11 protein-coding genes and 1 pseudogene are annotated in these 12,329 nt (G+C 75.6%); 5 read left to right on the plus strand and 7 right to left on the minus strand.

Annotation, left to right across the window (positions count from 1 at the left end; translation table 11 throughout):
• Positions 1-21: 21 nt before the first annotated feature.
• The 5 genes from fxsA to IE305_RS09420 all read right to left on the minus strand — a co-directional run bounded on the left by fxsA (position 22) and on the right by IE305_RS09420 (position 5,642).
• Positions 22-576 (minus strand): FxsA family membrane protein, encoded by a 555-nt coding sequence (gene fxsA / locus IE305_RS09400; RefSeq protein WP_190129046.1) that lies wholly within the window; start codon positions 574-576, stop codon positions 22-24.
• A gap of 77 nt (positions 577-653) precedes the next feature.
• Complete coding sequence (locus IE305_RS09405; protein WP_190129047.1) at positions 654-1,445, minus strand: polyprenol monophosphomannose synthase; 792 nt, start codon at positions 1,443-1,445, stop codon at positions 654-656.
• Complete coding sequence (lnt, locus tag IE305_RS09410; RefSeq protein ID WP_229890768.1) at positions 1,442-3,103, minus strand: apolipoprotein N-acyltransferase; 1,662 nt, start codon at positions 3,101-3,103, stop codon at positions 1,442-1,444. Before lnt ends, IE305_RS09405 begins: the two co-directional genes overlap by 4 nt.
• A 409-nt stretch (positions 3,104-3,512) precedes the next feature.
• Positions 3,513-5,135 (minus strand): amidohydrolase, encoded by a 1,623-nt coding sequence (locus tag IE305_RS09415; protein ID WP_190129049.1) that lies wholly within the window; start codon positions 5,133-5,135, stop codon positions 3,513-3,515.
• A 63-nt stretch (positions 5,136-5,198) separates the two neighbouring features.
• Positions 5,199-5,642, minus strand: a complete 444-nt coding sequence (locus IE305_RS09420; protein WP_190129050.1) for an Lrp/AsnC family transcriptional regulator — start codon at positions 5,640-5,642, stop codon at positions 5,199-5,201.
• A 200-nt stretch (positions 5,643-5,842) separates the two neighbouring features.
• Here IE305_RS09420 and IE305_RS09425 point away from each other — a divergent pair, with 200 nt between their 5' ends.
• A complete protein-coding gene (locus IE305_RS09425) occupies positions 5,843-6,220 on the plus strand; it encodes a hypothetical protein (protein WP_190129051.1) in 378 nt (125 codons plus the stop codon).
• Positions 6,221-6,313: 93 nt separating this feature from the next.
• Here IE305_RS09425 and IE305_RS09430 read toward each other — a convergent pair whose 3' ends face one another.
• Complete coding sequence (locus IE305_RS09430; RefSeq protein ID WP_190129052.1) at positions 6,314-7,498, minus strand: acyl-CoA dehydrogenase family protein; 1,185 nt, start codon at positions 7,496-7,498, stop codon at positions 6,314-6,316.
• A gap of 352 nt (positions 7,499-7,850) precedes the next feature.
• Here IE305_RS09430 and IE305_RS09435 point away from each other — a divergent pair, with 352 nt between their 5' ends.
• The 4 genes and pseudogenes from IE305_RS09435 (at position 7,851) to IE305_RS09445 (ending at position 11,539) form a co-directional block, all read left to right on the plus strand.
• Positions 7,851-9,080 carry a glycoside hydrolase family 18 protein gene (locus IE305_RS09435; protein ID WP_190129053.1) on the plus strand — a complete coding sequence of 410 codons (1,230 nt, stop codon included), beginning with the start codon at positions 7,851-7,853 and terminating at the stop codon, positions 9,078-9,080.
• Between the two features lie 52 nt (positions 9,081-9,132).
• Positions 9,133-9,759 (plus strand): annotated as a pseudogene (gene dhaL / locus IE305_RS32905) (dihydroxyacetone kinase subunit DhaL); the annotation flags it as partial.
• 12 nt (positions 9,760-9,771) lie between these two features.
• The gene (locus IE305_RS32910; protein WP_268255918.1) at positions 9,772-10,242 is read left to right on the plus strand and encodes a PTS sugar transporter subunit IIA domain-containing protein; all 471 of its coding nucleotides are present in this window, start codon (positions 9,772-9,774) and stop codon (positions 10,240-10,242) included.
• 112 nt (positions 10,243-10,354) lie between these two features.
• Positions 10,355-11,539 (plus strand): PP2C family protein-serine/threonine phosphatase, encoded by a 1,185-nt coding sequence (locus tag IE305_RS09445; RefSeq protein WP_190129055.1) that lies wholly within the window; start codon positions 10,355-10,357, stop codon positions 11,537-11,539.
• A 17-nt stretch (positions 11,540-11,556) separates the two neighbouring features.
• Here IE305_RS09445 and IE305_RS09450 read toward each other — a convergent pair whose 3' ends face one another.
• Positions 11,557-12,273 (minus strand): PIG-L deacetylase family protein, encoded by a 717-nt coding sequence (locus tag IE305_RS09450; protein ID WP_190129427.1) that lies wholly within the window; start codon positions 12,271-12,273, stop codon positions 11,557-11,559.
• Positions 12,274-12,329: the final 56 nt, after the last annotated feature.

The following is a 12,329-nucleotide window of genomic DNA, read 5'->3' on the forward strand; positions in this document are numbered from 1 at the left end:
GTCCGGGTCCCGGGCGGTGGCTCAGCGCGGCGGCAGCTGCTGCCGGTGCGCCTCGGGGCGGGGCCCGGCGGGCCCGTCCTCGCGGATCACCTCGCCCTGGACCACCTTGCCGTCCGGGTACTGCATCCGCGCCTGCCGGAAGGCGTCCCCGAGCCCGGCGGTGCGCTTCAGGCGCCGGCCGAGCGTACGGCGCAGCAGCGCCCGGGTCGGCGGGAAGAGGCACAGCAGGCCGGCGGCGTCCGAGAGCAGGCCCGGCACCATGAGCAGCAGGCCGCCCAGCATCGTCAGGGCGTTGCCGCCGCCCCCGTCCGGCTGCTCGGCGCCGGGCGACTGGAGGGAGCGGGTCAGCCGCTCCCAGGCGCGCCGCCCGGCCCGCTTGATGACCACGGAGCCGGCCACGACGCCGGCGACCAGCAGGAGCAGCACGGTGAACCCGCCCGCCGCGTCCGCCACCAGCGTGAGCAGCCAGATCTCCAGGACCACCCACGCGGCCACGCCGAGCGGGAGGAGGCTGCGGGCCCGGCCACGCCGCTGCGGCCGGCCGGCGGTCGTCTGCTGCTGATCTCCGGTCGTCATGCCTCAAGTGTGCCCGGACGGCCGGGAAACGGGCGGACCGGCCTTAAGCGGCACTTATACCGGGCCGCCAGGGGCGCTCAGGCCGGACGGCCGGGCTCCTGCGGCCCGCTCTCCCTGCCCAGCGCCCGGGCCACGCGCGAGCCCACGCCCCACGAGGTGACCCGCCACAGCGCCTCGGCGACGATGTCGCGGCTCATCTTGCTGTCGCCCAGCTCGCGCTCGACGAAGGTGATGGGGACCTCGACCACGTGGAAGCCGGCCTTCACCGCGCGCCAGGCCAGGTCGACCTGGAAGCAGTAGCCCTGGGAGGCCACCTCCTCCATGCCCAGGCCCTCCAGCGTCTCGCGGCGGAAAGCGCGGAAGCCGCCGGTGACGTCGCGGATCGGCACGTCCAGCATCAGGCGCGAGTAGGTGGAGCCGCCGCGGGAGAGCAGCTCCCGGGACTTGGGCCAGTTCACGACGCGTCCGCCGGGCACCCAGCGGGAGCCCAGCACCAGGTCGGCGCCCTTGAGGGCGGTCAGCAGCCGGGGCAGCTCCTCGGGCTGGTGGGAGCCGTCGGCGTCCATCTCGACCAGCACGCCGTACCCGTTCTCCAGGCCCCAGCGGAAGCCGGCGAGGTACGCGGCGCCCAGCCCCTCCTTGCCCTTGCGGTGCAGGACGTGGACGTGCGCGTCGTCGGACGCCAGCTCGTCGGCCAGCTTGCCCGTGCCGTCCGGGCTGTTGTCGTCGGCCACGAGGACGTGCGCCTCCGGCACGGCCTTGCGCACCCGGGCGACGATGGGCTTGATGTTCTCCGCCTCGTTGTAGGTCGGGATGATCACCAAGGTCGTGCCCAGCGGACCGTATCTCCGCTGACCGCCGTCGTTCACTGCTGGCCCTTCTTGTCCGTTGCTTCCTTCGGCCCGGCGGGCCGTGTCCGACGGCCGGTCAGCACCCCGGCCGCGCAGGACAGGAGCCCCACGATAGCGAGCGCCCATTCGGGCGCCGCACCCACGCGGTCGGCCACGGTCGTCGCGTCGCGCAACGGCACCCGGGCGGTGATCACGTCGCGGGTGAACTCCTCGCTGCGCTGGAGCACCCGCCCGTCGGGCGCCACCACGGCGCTGATGCCGCTGGTGGCCGCGGTGACCACGGCGCGACCGTGCTCGACCGCCCGCAGCCGGGACATCGCCAGCTGCTGCTCGGGCTGGCCCGTGCGGCCGTACGTGGCGTTGTTGGTCTGGACGACGAGCATCCGGGCGCCGGCCCGCACGGTGTCGTGCACGATCTCGTCGTAGGCCACCTCGAAGCAGATGACGTCGCCGATCCGGACCGGGCCGGCCTGCATGACGCCCTTGCGGTCGCCGGGCCAGAAGTCGCGGGGCACCCGCTGGAGCCGCGTGATCACCTTGCTCAGCTGCTCCCGGAACGGCACGTACTCGCCGAACGGGACGGGGTGCTGCTTGGCGTAGGAGGCGCCGGGGCCCGTGCGCGGGTCCCAGACGATGCCCTTGTTGTCGATGTAGCCGGGCTTGCCGGGGTGGTCGACGAGCGCGCCGACGAGGATGGGCACGCCCACCGCCCTGACCGCCTTCTCGATGCGGTCGTACGCCTGCGGGTACTGGAAGGGGTCGAGGTCGGAGGAGTTCTCCGGCCAGATCACCAGGTCCGGGCGGCGGACCTTGCCGGCGTCGATGTCCCGGGCCAGGTCCAGGGTGGCCTGGACGTGGTTGTCGAGGATCATCAGCGGCCGGCCGAGGAAGTCCATGCCCGCGTGCTGGACGTTGCCCTGCACGATGGCGATGTTCGCCGTGTCGTCCGCCTTCACCGGCACCGGGACCGCCAGGCCCGCCGCCACGACGGCCGCGGCGAGCACCGTGCTCGCGGCGGCCGGCAGCAGGGCCCGTACGGCCGGGCCGCCGGTACGGCGCCGCAGCGCCCGGCGCGCGGCGACCGCGGCCAGGGCCAGCAGGCCGCCGGCCAGCGCGGCGGCGAAGGTGACGAGGGGCGCGCCGCCGAGGGCGGCCAGCGGGGTCAGGGGCGAGCCGGTGTTGGCGAAGGCCAGCCGGCCCCAGGGGAAGCCGCCGAAGGGCAGCCGGTCGCGGGCCCACTCCTGCGCCACCCACAGGCAGGCGCCCCACAGCGGCCACGCGGGCAGCCGGGAGGTGACGGCCAGGCCCGCGGCCATGACGGCGAGGAACAGCGCCTCCACGACGGCCAGGCCGACCACGGCGTCGTAGCCGACCACGTGCAGCCAGCGCAGCAGCAGGAAGAAGAAGGGCCAGCCGAAGGCGAAACCGGTCCAGGCACCCTGGCGGGCGGTGCGCCCACGGGTCAGCAGCGCCAGCGCGGCCACGGAGACCACCGACAGCGGCCACAGGCCGTACGGCGGGAAGGCCAGGGCGAGCACGAGCCCGGCCACCGCCGCGAGGGCGGTGCGCGGGGCGCCGCGGCGCACGGCGCGGGCCGCCCGGACGGCGCGGCGGGGCCGCGCCGGGGCGGTGCCGGGCGCGTCGGCGCCGGGCAGGGTGGTGGTTCCCGGGGGCACGGTCGTCTCTTCCTGAGCGTGCGGGTGTGTCAGCAGACCGTACCTCGGTGGGGGACGGTCGTGCCCCGGGGGTGGGAAGGGGGCGGCCGGGGAGGGCCCGGGAAAGGGCAGCAGGGCCCGGCGTCCTTCGGGCCGGCCCGGGATGCGCTGGCTGCGCATCGACCGAGAGCCGTTGTCTACTGAACGCCGGGCCCCGCCCGAGTCGCACCTGCACCTGCCGGCCCGGCGGAGGATGCGCCGGCCGGACGTCCTGTGGTGGACAGCGCCGAACCTACCGGCCGCCGCCCGTCCCCTGTCAACACCCCCGCCACCTGCGCGCCTCGCTCAAATCAGCAGGTCAGTACGGCAGATGGCGAGGTAAGGGGCGGGCGGAGGGCACGTCGTTCGGCGGTACGCGGGCCGCGCCGCATCACTCGTTCGGCCGCGCGTACACCGTCCGCCCCGCCACCACGGTGCGCAGGCACACCGGCAGGGGCGTGCCCGGGGTGAGGTCGGGCAGGCCGGGGGTGCCGGAGCGCGGGTCGGTGGACCAGTTGGCGACGCGGTCGTCCGGGACCTGCACCACGAGGTCGCCGGCCGTCCACACCGCGTAGTCGGCGGGCGCCCCGGGCACGAGCACGCCGGCGTCGTCCCGGCCGGTCGCGCGCCAGCCGCCGCGGGTGTGGGCGGTGAAGGCGGCGCGGACGGAGACGCGGTGCGCGGGGGTGCGGTGGAAGGCGGCGGCCCGCACGGTGCCCCAGGGGTCGAGGGGCGTGACGGGGCTGTCGGAGCCGAGGGCGAGGGGCACGCCGGCGCGCAGCAGGGCCGCGTACGGGTTGAGGGTGGCGGCGCGCTCGGCGCCGAGGCGCTGGGCGTACAGCGCGTCCTCGCCGCCCCAGGCGGCGTCGAAGGCCGGCTGCACGGAGGCGGTCAGGGCGCACTCGGCGAAGGCGGCGATGTGCTCGGGGGTGAGCATCTCGGCGTGCTCGACACGGTGCCGGGCGGCGCGGACGCGGGCGAGCCCGACGCGGTCGGCGGCGGCCCGTACGCCCTCGGTGACGGCGGTGAGGGCGGCGTCACCGATGGCGTGGAAGCCGGCCTGGAGGCCCGCCTCGGTGCAGGCGGCGACGTGTGCGGCGACGGCCTCGGCGTCGAGGTGGGCGGTGCCGGTGCCGGGGGCGTCGGCGTACGGCTCGTGGAGCCAGGCGGTGTGGGAGCCCAGGGAGCCGTCGACGAAGAGGTCGCCGGCCGCGCCGGCGGCGCCCAGCTCGCGGACCCGCTCCGCGTCCTTGGCGTCGGTGAACGCCTCGGCCCAGTAGCCGGTGACGCGCGGGCCGGGCTCCTCGGCGGCGAGCCGCAGGAGGCCCGTCAGGTCGTCCTCGGAGGAGATCTCCGGGCCGGCGCACTCGTGCACGGAGCCGATGCCGAGGGACACGGCGCGGGCCAGGGCGGCACGCTGGGCCTCGGTGCGCTGGGCCGGCGTCACCTCTCCGTACGCGGCGGCGCGGACGGCGTGGTGGGCGGCGCCGGTCAGCGGCGCGTCGGGGGCGTAGCCGGGCAGGCCGGTGACGCCGGGGACGCGGTCGAGCAGGGCCGTGGTGACGACGGCGGAGTGGACGTCGGCGCGCGTGAGGTAGAGCGGCCGGCCGCCGGTGGCCTCGTCCAGTTCCCGGCGGGACGGCGGCCGGCGTTCGGGCCAGGCGCTGGCGTCCCAGCCGTGGCCGAGCAGCACGCGGTCGGCGGGCCGGGCGGCGGCGTGCGCGCGGACGCGGTCGAGGGCCTCGGCGAGGCCGGCGACGCCGGTGAGGTCCAGGCCGGTCAGGGCCAGGCCGGTGGCCGTGGTGTGCACGTGCGCGTCGGTGAAGGCGGGGGTGACCAGGGCGCCGTCGAGGTCGACGATCTCGTCGACGCCGTCGGCGAAGGAGTCCGCGGCGCCCTCGGAACCGACCCAGGCGACGCTGTCGCCCTGGACGACCATCGCGGTGGCGAAGGGGTCGGCGGGGCTGTGCACGGTGCCGCCGCGCAGCAGGACGGTGTGCGATTCGCTGCTCATGGGGTCATTCTCCCCAGCCCCGCCCCTCCCCCGGTGCCGGGGTCGCCGGGGGGGGGCCGGGGCTCAGCCGATGCGCGGCGGCCTGGCCTCGTAGGGCGTCGACAGGACGATGGTGGTGCGGGTCGAGACGCCCGCGAGGGAGCGGATGCGCGCGAGCAGGTGCTCCAGCTCCAGGGGCGTGGCCACGCGCACCTTGAGGATGTAGTTCTCGTCGCCCGCCACGCTGTGGCACGCCTCGATCTCGGGGATCTCCGCGAGCCGGTCGGCGATGTCGTCGGGCGCACTGGGGTCGAAGGGCTTGACCGAGATGAACGCGGTCAGGGGCAGCCCGACGGCCTCCGGGTCGACCACGGCGGCGTAGCCGCGGATGACGCCCCGCTGTTCGAGCCGGCGCACGCGCTGGTGCACCGCCGAGGTGGACAGGCCGGTGGCCTTGCCCAGGTCGGTGTAGCTCATCCGCCCGTCCTTGACGAGCAGTTCCACGATCTCTTTGTCCAGCTCCTCCACATGGTTCAACCTACTGGGTCACGGTGCGCACGGCCCAGTCGGCGGCGCCGCGGGGCGCACGGGTCATGTGATGAATGCCACAGGTGTGCGCCCGTGTCCTCCCGGGCGGGGTGATTACCGGCCCGGCGGCACGGGAAGTGCTTGCTGTGGCCGAGGCCGAGGTGCGTGCCCGGCCGGCCCATCCGAGGGGGAGAAACACTATGCCCAGCCTGGAACGCCTGGAATACGACGGCGACGGCGGCGTGGACGAGACCGGGACCGAGACGTACGAGATGTTCCGGGTGACGTGCCCGGACTGTGCGCGGCCGATCGCGCTGCTCGCGGACGAGGAGGTCCTGCCGGAGCACGCCCTGTGCCCGTCGCCGTGGAACCCGTTCGTCCTCACCGTCTGCCCCGGCTCCGGGCGCGGCGTCGAGGACGCCGCGCCGGCCGGCGGGTCGGCGGACACCCAGGACCTGGACGCGGCGCTGCTGCTGACGCTGCCCGAGGGCCTGGACTGGCGCACCCAGCCGTTCTCGCACGCGGGCGGCCCGGGGTCGCGTCCGCTGCGGGTGCCGGAGCCGCCGCGCCGGCCCTGACCGGGGTGTGACCGGAGGACGATGCGACGGGGGTGACGGCCGGGCGGCCGCCACCCCCTGTTTCCGTTCCGGGGCGGCCCTGCGGGCCCTCCCTCAGCGGCTCTCGGGGCGGCTCTCGGGGCCCGCGAGGTGGCGGGCGATGACGAGGCGCTGGATCTGGTTGGTGCCCTCGACGATCTGGAGCACCTTGGCCTCGCGCATGTAGCGCTCGGCGGGGAAGTCGGCGGTGTAGCCGTAGCCGCCCATGAGCTGGACGGCGTCGGTGGTCACGCGCATCGCGGCGTCGGTGCAGAAGAGCTTGGCCATGGCCGCCTGCCGGGAGAAGGGGCGGCCCGCGTCGCGCAGCCGGGCCGCGGCGAGGTAGAGGGCGCGGCCCGCCTCGATCTGCGTGGCCATGTCGGCGAGCATGAAGCGGAGCCCCTGGAAGTCGACGAGCGGGCGCCCGAACTGGCGGCGGTCCCGGACGAACGTCAGGGCCTCGTCCAGCGCGGCCTGGGCCAGGCCCACGGCGCAGGCGGCGATGCCGAGGCGGCCGGAGTCCAGGGCGGCCAGGGCGATGGAGAAGCCCTGGCCCTCGGCGCCGATGCGCCGGGCGTCGGGGACCTCGACGCCGTCGAAGTGCAGCTGGGCGGTGGGCGATCCCTTCATGCCCATCTTGCGCTCGGGCGCGGCGGCGGACAGCCCGGGGGCGTTGCCGGGCACGAGGAACGCGGTGATGCCGTGCGCGCCGTCGTCGCCGGTGCGGGCCATCACGGTGTAGAAGTCGGCGATGCCGCCGTGGGTGATCCACGCCTTGGTCCCGTTGAGGGTCCAGGTGTCGCCGTGGCGCACGGCGCGGGTGCGCAGGGCGGCGGCGTCGGAGCCGGACTGGGGCTCGGAGAGGCAGTAGGCGCCCAGCAGGCCGCCGCCGAGCATGGCGGGCAGGTGCTCGGCGCGCTGTTCCTTGCTGCCGAAGCCGGCCAGGCCGTGGCAGGCGAGGGTGTGGACGCTGACGCCGAGGCCCACGGTGAGCCGGGCGGCGGCCAGCTCTTCCAGAACCTGGAGGTAGACCTCGTACGGCTGGTCGCCGCCGCCGAACTCCTCGGCGTAGGGCAGGCCCAGCAGCCCGGAGGCGGAGAGGAGACGGAAGACCTCGCGCGGGAAGTGGCCGGCTTCCTCCTCCTGGGCCGCGTGCGGGGCGATCTCCCGCTGGATCAGGTCGCGCACCAGGGCGATCAGGTCCCGGGCTTCCTCGGTGGGCAGCTGACGGTCCACCGGCTGCGGTCCGTGGTCGGTCATGACGCGGCTCTCCTCCCTGTAAGGGCGTTGCGGCGACGGGCGCACGGAGGGTGTCGGCGCCGCCCCCGGTCGGTGCTCGGCCGATGGTCCCGTGCCGGGTCGCGGACTCCGGTGACCTGCGGCGGTGGCGGCTTGGAGTATGCCCGATCGGGTGGCCGTCGTCACGGGTTGACGGATCATGGAATTTCTCCCCCGCGATGCGGGCGGTCGCGGGCGGTTGTTTTGGTCCGAACCATTGACCGTATTGGTCTAGTCCTTCTACGGTTTCCCCACTGTTCAGCTGTTCAGCGTGCGCATGCCAAAAGCCGGGCCGGGAACGGCCCGCCCCCTCCCTCCCCCACCGAGGAGAACCATGCCCGGAACACGCACCCGTCTCGCCGCCCTCGTCGCCGGCCTCGCCCTCGCCGCCACCGGCCTGGCCGCCGCCCCCGCCGGCGCCGACGGCCCCCCCGACGACACCACGACCGACACCACCGCCGGCCACCGCGTCGCCGGGTACTTCACCAACTGGGGCGTCTACCAGCGCAACTACCACGTCAAGAACATCGAGACCTCCGGCTCCGCCGCCCGCCTCACCCACATCAACTACGCCTTCGGCAACGTCACCGGCGGCACGTGCGCCATCGGCGACTCCTACGCCGACTACGACCGCTTCTACGACGCGGCCGGCAGCGTCGACGGCAAGGCCGACACCTGGGACGACGGCGCCCTGCGCGGCAACTTCAACCAGCTGCGCAAGCTCAAGAAGATGCACCCGGGCCTCAAGGTGATCTGGTCCTTCGGCGGCTGGACCTGGTCCGGCGGCTTCGGCGAGGCCGCGAAGAACCCGGCCGCCTTCGCCGAGTCCTGTTACGGCCTCGTCAAGGACCCGCGCTGGGCCGACGTCTTCGACGGCATCGACATCGACTGGGAGTACCCCAACGCCTGCGGCCTGACCTGCGACAGCAGCGGCCGCACCGCCTTCCGCGACGTCATGGCCGCGCTGCGCGCCCGGTTCGGGCAGAAGGCGCTGGTCACCGCGGCCATCACCGCCGACGCCTCGGCCGGCGGGAAGATCGACGCCGTGGACTACGCCGGCGCCGCCCGCTACGTCGACTGGTACAACCCCATGACGTACGACTACTTCGGCGCCTGGGACGCCAAGGGCCCGACGGCCCCGCACTCGCCGCTCACCTCCTACCCCGGCCTGCCCAAGCAGGGCTTCACCGCCGAGGCCACGATCCAGAAGCTCACCTCCCTCGGCATCCCGCCGGCCAAACTCATGCTGGGGCTCGGCTTCTACGGCCGCGGCTGGACCGGGGTGACCCAGTCCGCGCCGGGCGGCAGCGCCACCGGACCGGCCAAGGGCACCTCCGAGGACGGCTTCGAGGACTACCGGGTGCTGAGGACCAAGTGCCCCGCCACCGGCACCGTGGGCGGCACCGCCTACGCCAAGTGCGGCAGCGACTGGTGGAGTTACGACACGCCGGCGACCGTGGCCGCCAAGACCGCCTGGAAGAACCGGCAGGGCCTGGGCGGCACGTTCTTCTGGGAGCTCGGCGGGGACACGCCCGACGGAGAACTGATCAAGGCGATCGGCTGACCCGTCCCCCATTACGCTGAGGCGGTCCGCGACCGTGACAGGAGCCGCCGCCATGACCGTCACCCTCGACCTGGAGTTCTTCCGCCGCTTCGTGGAGCGCGCCACACGGGCCGTCACCGAACGGGCCGCGTACCTCACCGACCTGGACGCCGCCATCGGGGACGCCGACCACGGCGCCAACCTCAAGCGCGGGTTCGGCTCGGCGGCGCAGGCGGGGGTGACGGACGGCGCCACCGCGCCCGGCCCGCTGCTCACCGCCGTCGGCGTGCATCTCACCAACACCGTCGGCGGCGCCTCCGGCCCCCTGTACGGCACGGTGCTGCGCCGCATGGGCAAGGTGCTCGGCGACGACGCCGTGGTCACGCCGGAGCGGCTCGGGGAGGCGCTGGCCGCGGCCGTGGCGAGCGTACGGCGGCTCGGTGACGCGGCCCCCGGCGACAAGACGATGGTCGACGCGCTCCAGCCGGCCGCCGACGCCTACGCCGCCGCCCTGGCCGCCGGCGGCACGGCGGCCGACGCCCTGCGGGCCGCCGCCGAGGCGGCCCGCGCCGGCGCGGAGGCCACGGTCCCGCTCCAGGCCCGCCGCGGCCGCGCCAGCTACCTGGGCGAACGCAGCATCGGGCACAAGGACCCGGGCGCCGCCTCCTCCGCGCTGCTGGTCACCGCCCTGCACGAGGCCGGCGACCCGCAGCTGTGCGCCACCGCGCCCGTCGCACCCGAGGAGGAACCGGCGCCCGCGGAGGCCGCCCCCGCGGCGGCCCCCGGCCCCGTCGGCCTCGTCCTCGTCTCGCACAGCCGGGAGGTGGCCGGGGCCACCGCGGCCCTGGCCCGCGCCCTCGTCGGCAGCGGCGAGCCGGCCCCGCTGGAGTGCGCCGGCGGCCTGCCCGGCGGCGGCGTCGGCACGGACGCCGGGCTGGTGCGCCGCGCGCTCGCCGCGGCCGACCGGGGCTCCGGCGTGGTCGCGCTCTGCGACATGGGCAGCGCCGTCCTGACGGTCAAGACGCTGCTGGCGGAGGCGGAGGCCCCCGCGGGGCACGTACGCATCGCCGACGCGCCCTTCGTCGAAGGCGCCGTCGCGGCCGCGGTCACCGCCTCGGCCGGCGGCGACCTCGCGGCCGTCCTGGCCGCCGCCGAGGACGCACGCGACTACCGCAAACTCTGAACGCCGACACGGGGCGGGACACGGGCATTCGCCAGGAAAGTCTGGAATGGTCTACGTGTTCGTTTTTCCTGCCGTCCCCTGCTGTCCCCTGCCGGCGTGGAGGTCCTCCCCGGTGTCGCGTCCCCTGCCGCAGTCGCCCGGCCTCTCCTTCGCGCTCGTCATGGCCTATCTGCTGGCCGTCGTGGCCGTCGACCTGAAGACCCCGTCCTACCTGCGGCTCGACGTGTACGCGGCGCTGGCCCCGATGACCGCCGCCGCGCTCTGCGGCTACCGGCAGACCGTGTTCGTCGGCGCCGTCGACTTCTGCCTGATGGCGGCCCACCACGGCGTCCTCGGCCCCGAGACGTCCGCGGTCAACCGCGTGGGCGCGGTGCTGGGCAACCTGCTCATGGTGGGCGCCAGCATCGTCGTGGCGCGGCTGCGGCGCGACGGCGACGCGCTGCTGGAGCGGGTCCGGGCCACCGGCGAGGCAGCGCAGCGGGCCCTGCTGCGGCCGCTGCCGCTGCGCACCCGCGGCATGGTCGTCGACGGCTTCTACGTCTCGTCGCAGCGCGAGGCGCTCGTCGGCGGCGACATCTACGAGGTGGTGGACACCCCCTACGGGACGCGGGTGCTCATCGGCGACGTGCGCGGCAAGGGCCTGGGCACGCTCGGCGCCGGCTCGGCCGTCCTCACCGCGTTCCGCGAGGCCGCGTACCACCGGCGCGACCTGGAGAGCGGTGTCGTCGCGATGGAACAGGGCCTCCAGCGCTACCACGGCTCCCCCGAGTACCAGGCCCGCAGCCAGGACGCGCACCCCGCCGAGGAGTTCGTCACCGCACTGGTCCTCGGCACCGAGGACGGCCCGCAGGGGCGGCCCCACGGGGACGTGCCGCTGGTCTTCGTCGACTGCGGGCACCCGCCGCCCTTCCTCATCGGCGCGGACGGCGGCGTCCGCGAGCTGGCGCCCGAGGGGCCCGGCCTGCCGCTGGGCCTCGGCGACCTGGCGGGCATGCCGCGCACGGTGCACCGCGTGCCGCTGCCGCCCGGCGGCCGGGTGCTGGCCTGCACCGACGGGGTGACCGAGGCCCGTTCGGCGGACGGCCGCTTCTACCCGCTGGCGCGGCGGCTGGACGCGTGGGCGGCGCTGCCCACGCACGAGTTGCTGGCGCGGCTGCGCGCCGACCTCGCGGCGCACGTGGGCGGCCGGCTCCAGGACGACGTGGCCGTCCTGGTCGTGGAGCGCGCCCCCGCTCCCCCTCCCCCGGCGCGCCGCCCGGCCGGTGCGCGGACGCGGGCGGTGCGGGCGCGCCGCTGAGGCGTGCCGCGTCCGGGTCAGGCGGTGCGGAACAGTTCGAACGCCACGCCCGGCCGGCCGCCGAAGCGCGGTGCGACGGCCGCCATCGCGCCGTCCAGGAACGTCCGGCAGTACTCCTCCGGGTCCTGGTCGGTGAGCGCCTCGATGTACGTGCGGTGGCACAGCAGCGAGGCGACGGCGCGGTCCCGGCCGGGCGTCGCGTCGACGGCGTGGGTGGGCTGCGGCGAGCCGGCCACGGCCACGTACCGTACGCCGCCCCAGGGCTCCGGCCCCTCCCCCGGCGGGCCGGCGAAGATCCAGCGGTTGCCGGCGTCCGCCACCGCGTCCAGGGCGGCGCGGCCCACGTTGCGGTGGTCGGGCGTGTTCCAGTGGGTGCCACCGGGCCAGGTGTCGTGGTGGTTGAGGGTGACGACCAGCTCGGGGCGGTGCCGGCGGATCGCGAGGGCCAGGTCGCGGCGGAGCGCCGTGCCGTACTCGACGACGCCGTCGGGGTGGCCGAGGAACTCCACGACGCGCACGCCCACCGCGGCGGCGCTCGCCCGCTGCTCGCGCTCGCGCAGCGGGCCGGCCTCGGCCGGGGACAGGGTGTCGATGCCGGCCTCGCCGGAGGTGGCCAGCACGTAGGCGCACTCCTTGCCGGCGTCGGTCCAGGTGGCGACGGCGGCGGAGGCGCCGTACTCCAGGTCGTCGGGGTGGGCGACGATCGCCAGGGCGCGCTGCCAGTCGGTGGGCATCCCGGCCAGGGGCGGCAACTCCGGCTGCTTCTGCTGCGGCGTCTCCTGCTGCGTCT

Origin of the sequence: Streptomyces mashuensis (assembly GCF_014654785.1) — a bacterium.
GTDB classification, from domain to species: Bacteria; Actinomycetota; Actinomycetes; order Streptomycetales; family Streptomycetaceae; genus Streptomyces; species Streptomyces mashuensis.

Bases quoted from the DNA above. Each gene is read 5' to 3' on its own strand.
- IE305_RS09415 (WP_190129049.1), bottom strand. From the start codon at position 5,135: ATGAGCAGCGAATCGCACACCGTCCTGCTGCGCGGCGGCACCGTGCAC.
- IE305_RS09430 (WP_190129052.1), bottom strand. From the start codon at position 7,498: ATGACCGACCACGGACCGCAGCCGGTGGACCGTCAGCTGCCCACCGAG.
- IE305_RS09425 (WP_190129051.1), top strand. From the start codon at position 5,843: ATGCCCAGCCTGGAACGCCTGGAATACGACGGCGACGGCGGCGTGGAC.
- IE305_RS09435 (WP_190129053.1), top strand. From the start codon at position 7,851: ATGCCCGGAACACGCACCCGTCTCGCCGCCCTCGTCGCCGGCCTCGCC.
- IE305_RS09450 (WP_190129427.1), bottom strand. From the start codon at position 12,273: ATGCCCACCGACTGGCAGCGCGCCCTGGCGATCGTCGCCCACCCCGAC.
- fxsA (WP_190129046.1), bottom strand. From the start codon at position 576: ATGACGACCGGAGATCAGCAGCAGACGACCGCCGGCCGGCCGCAGCGG.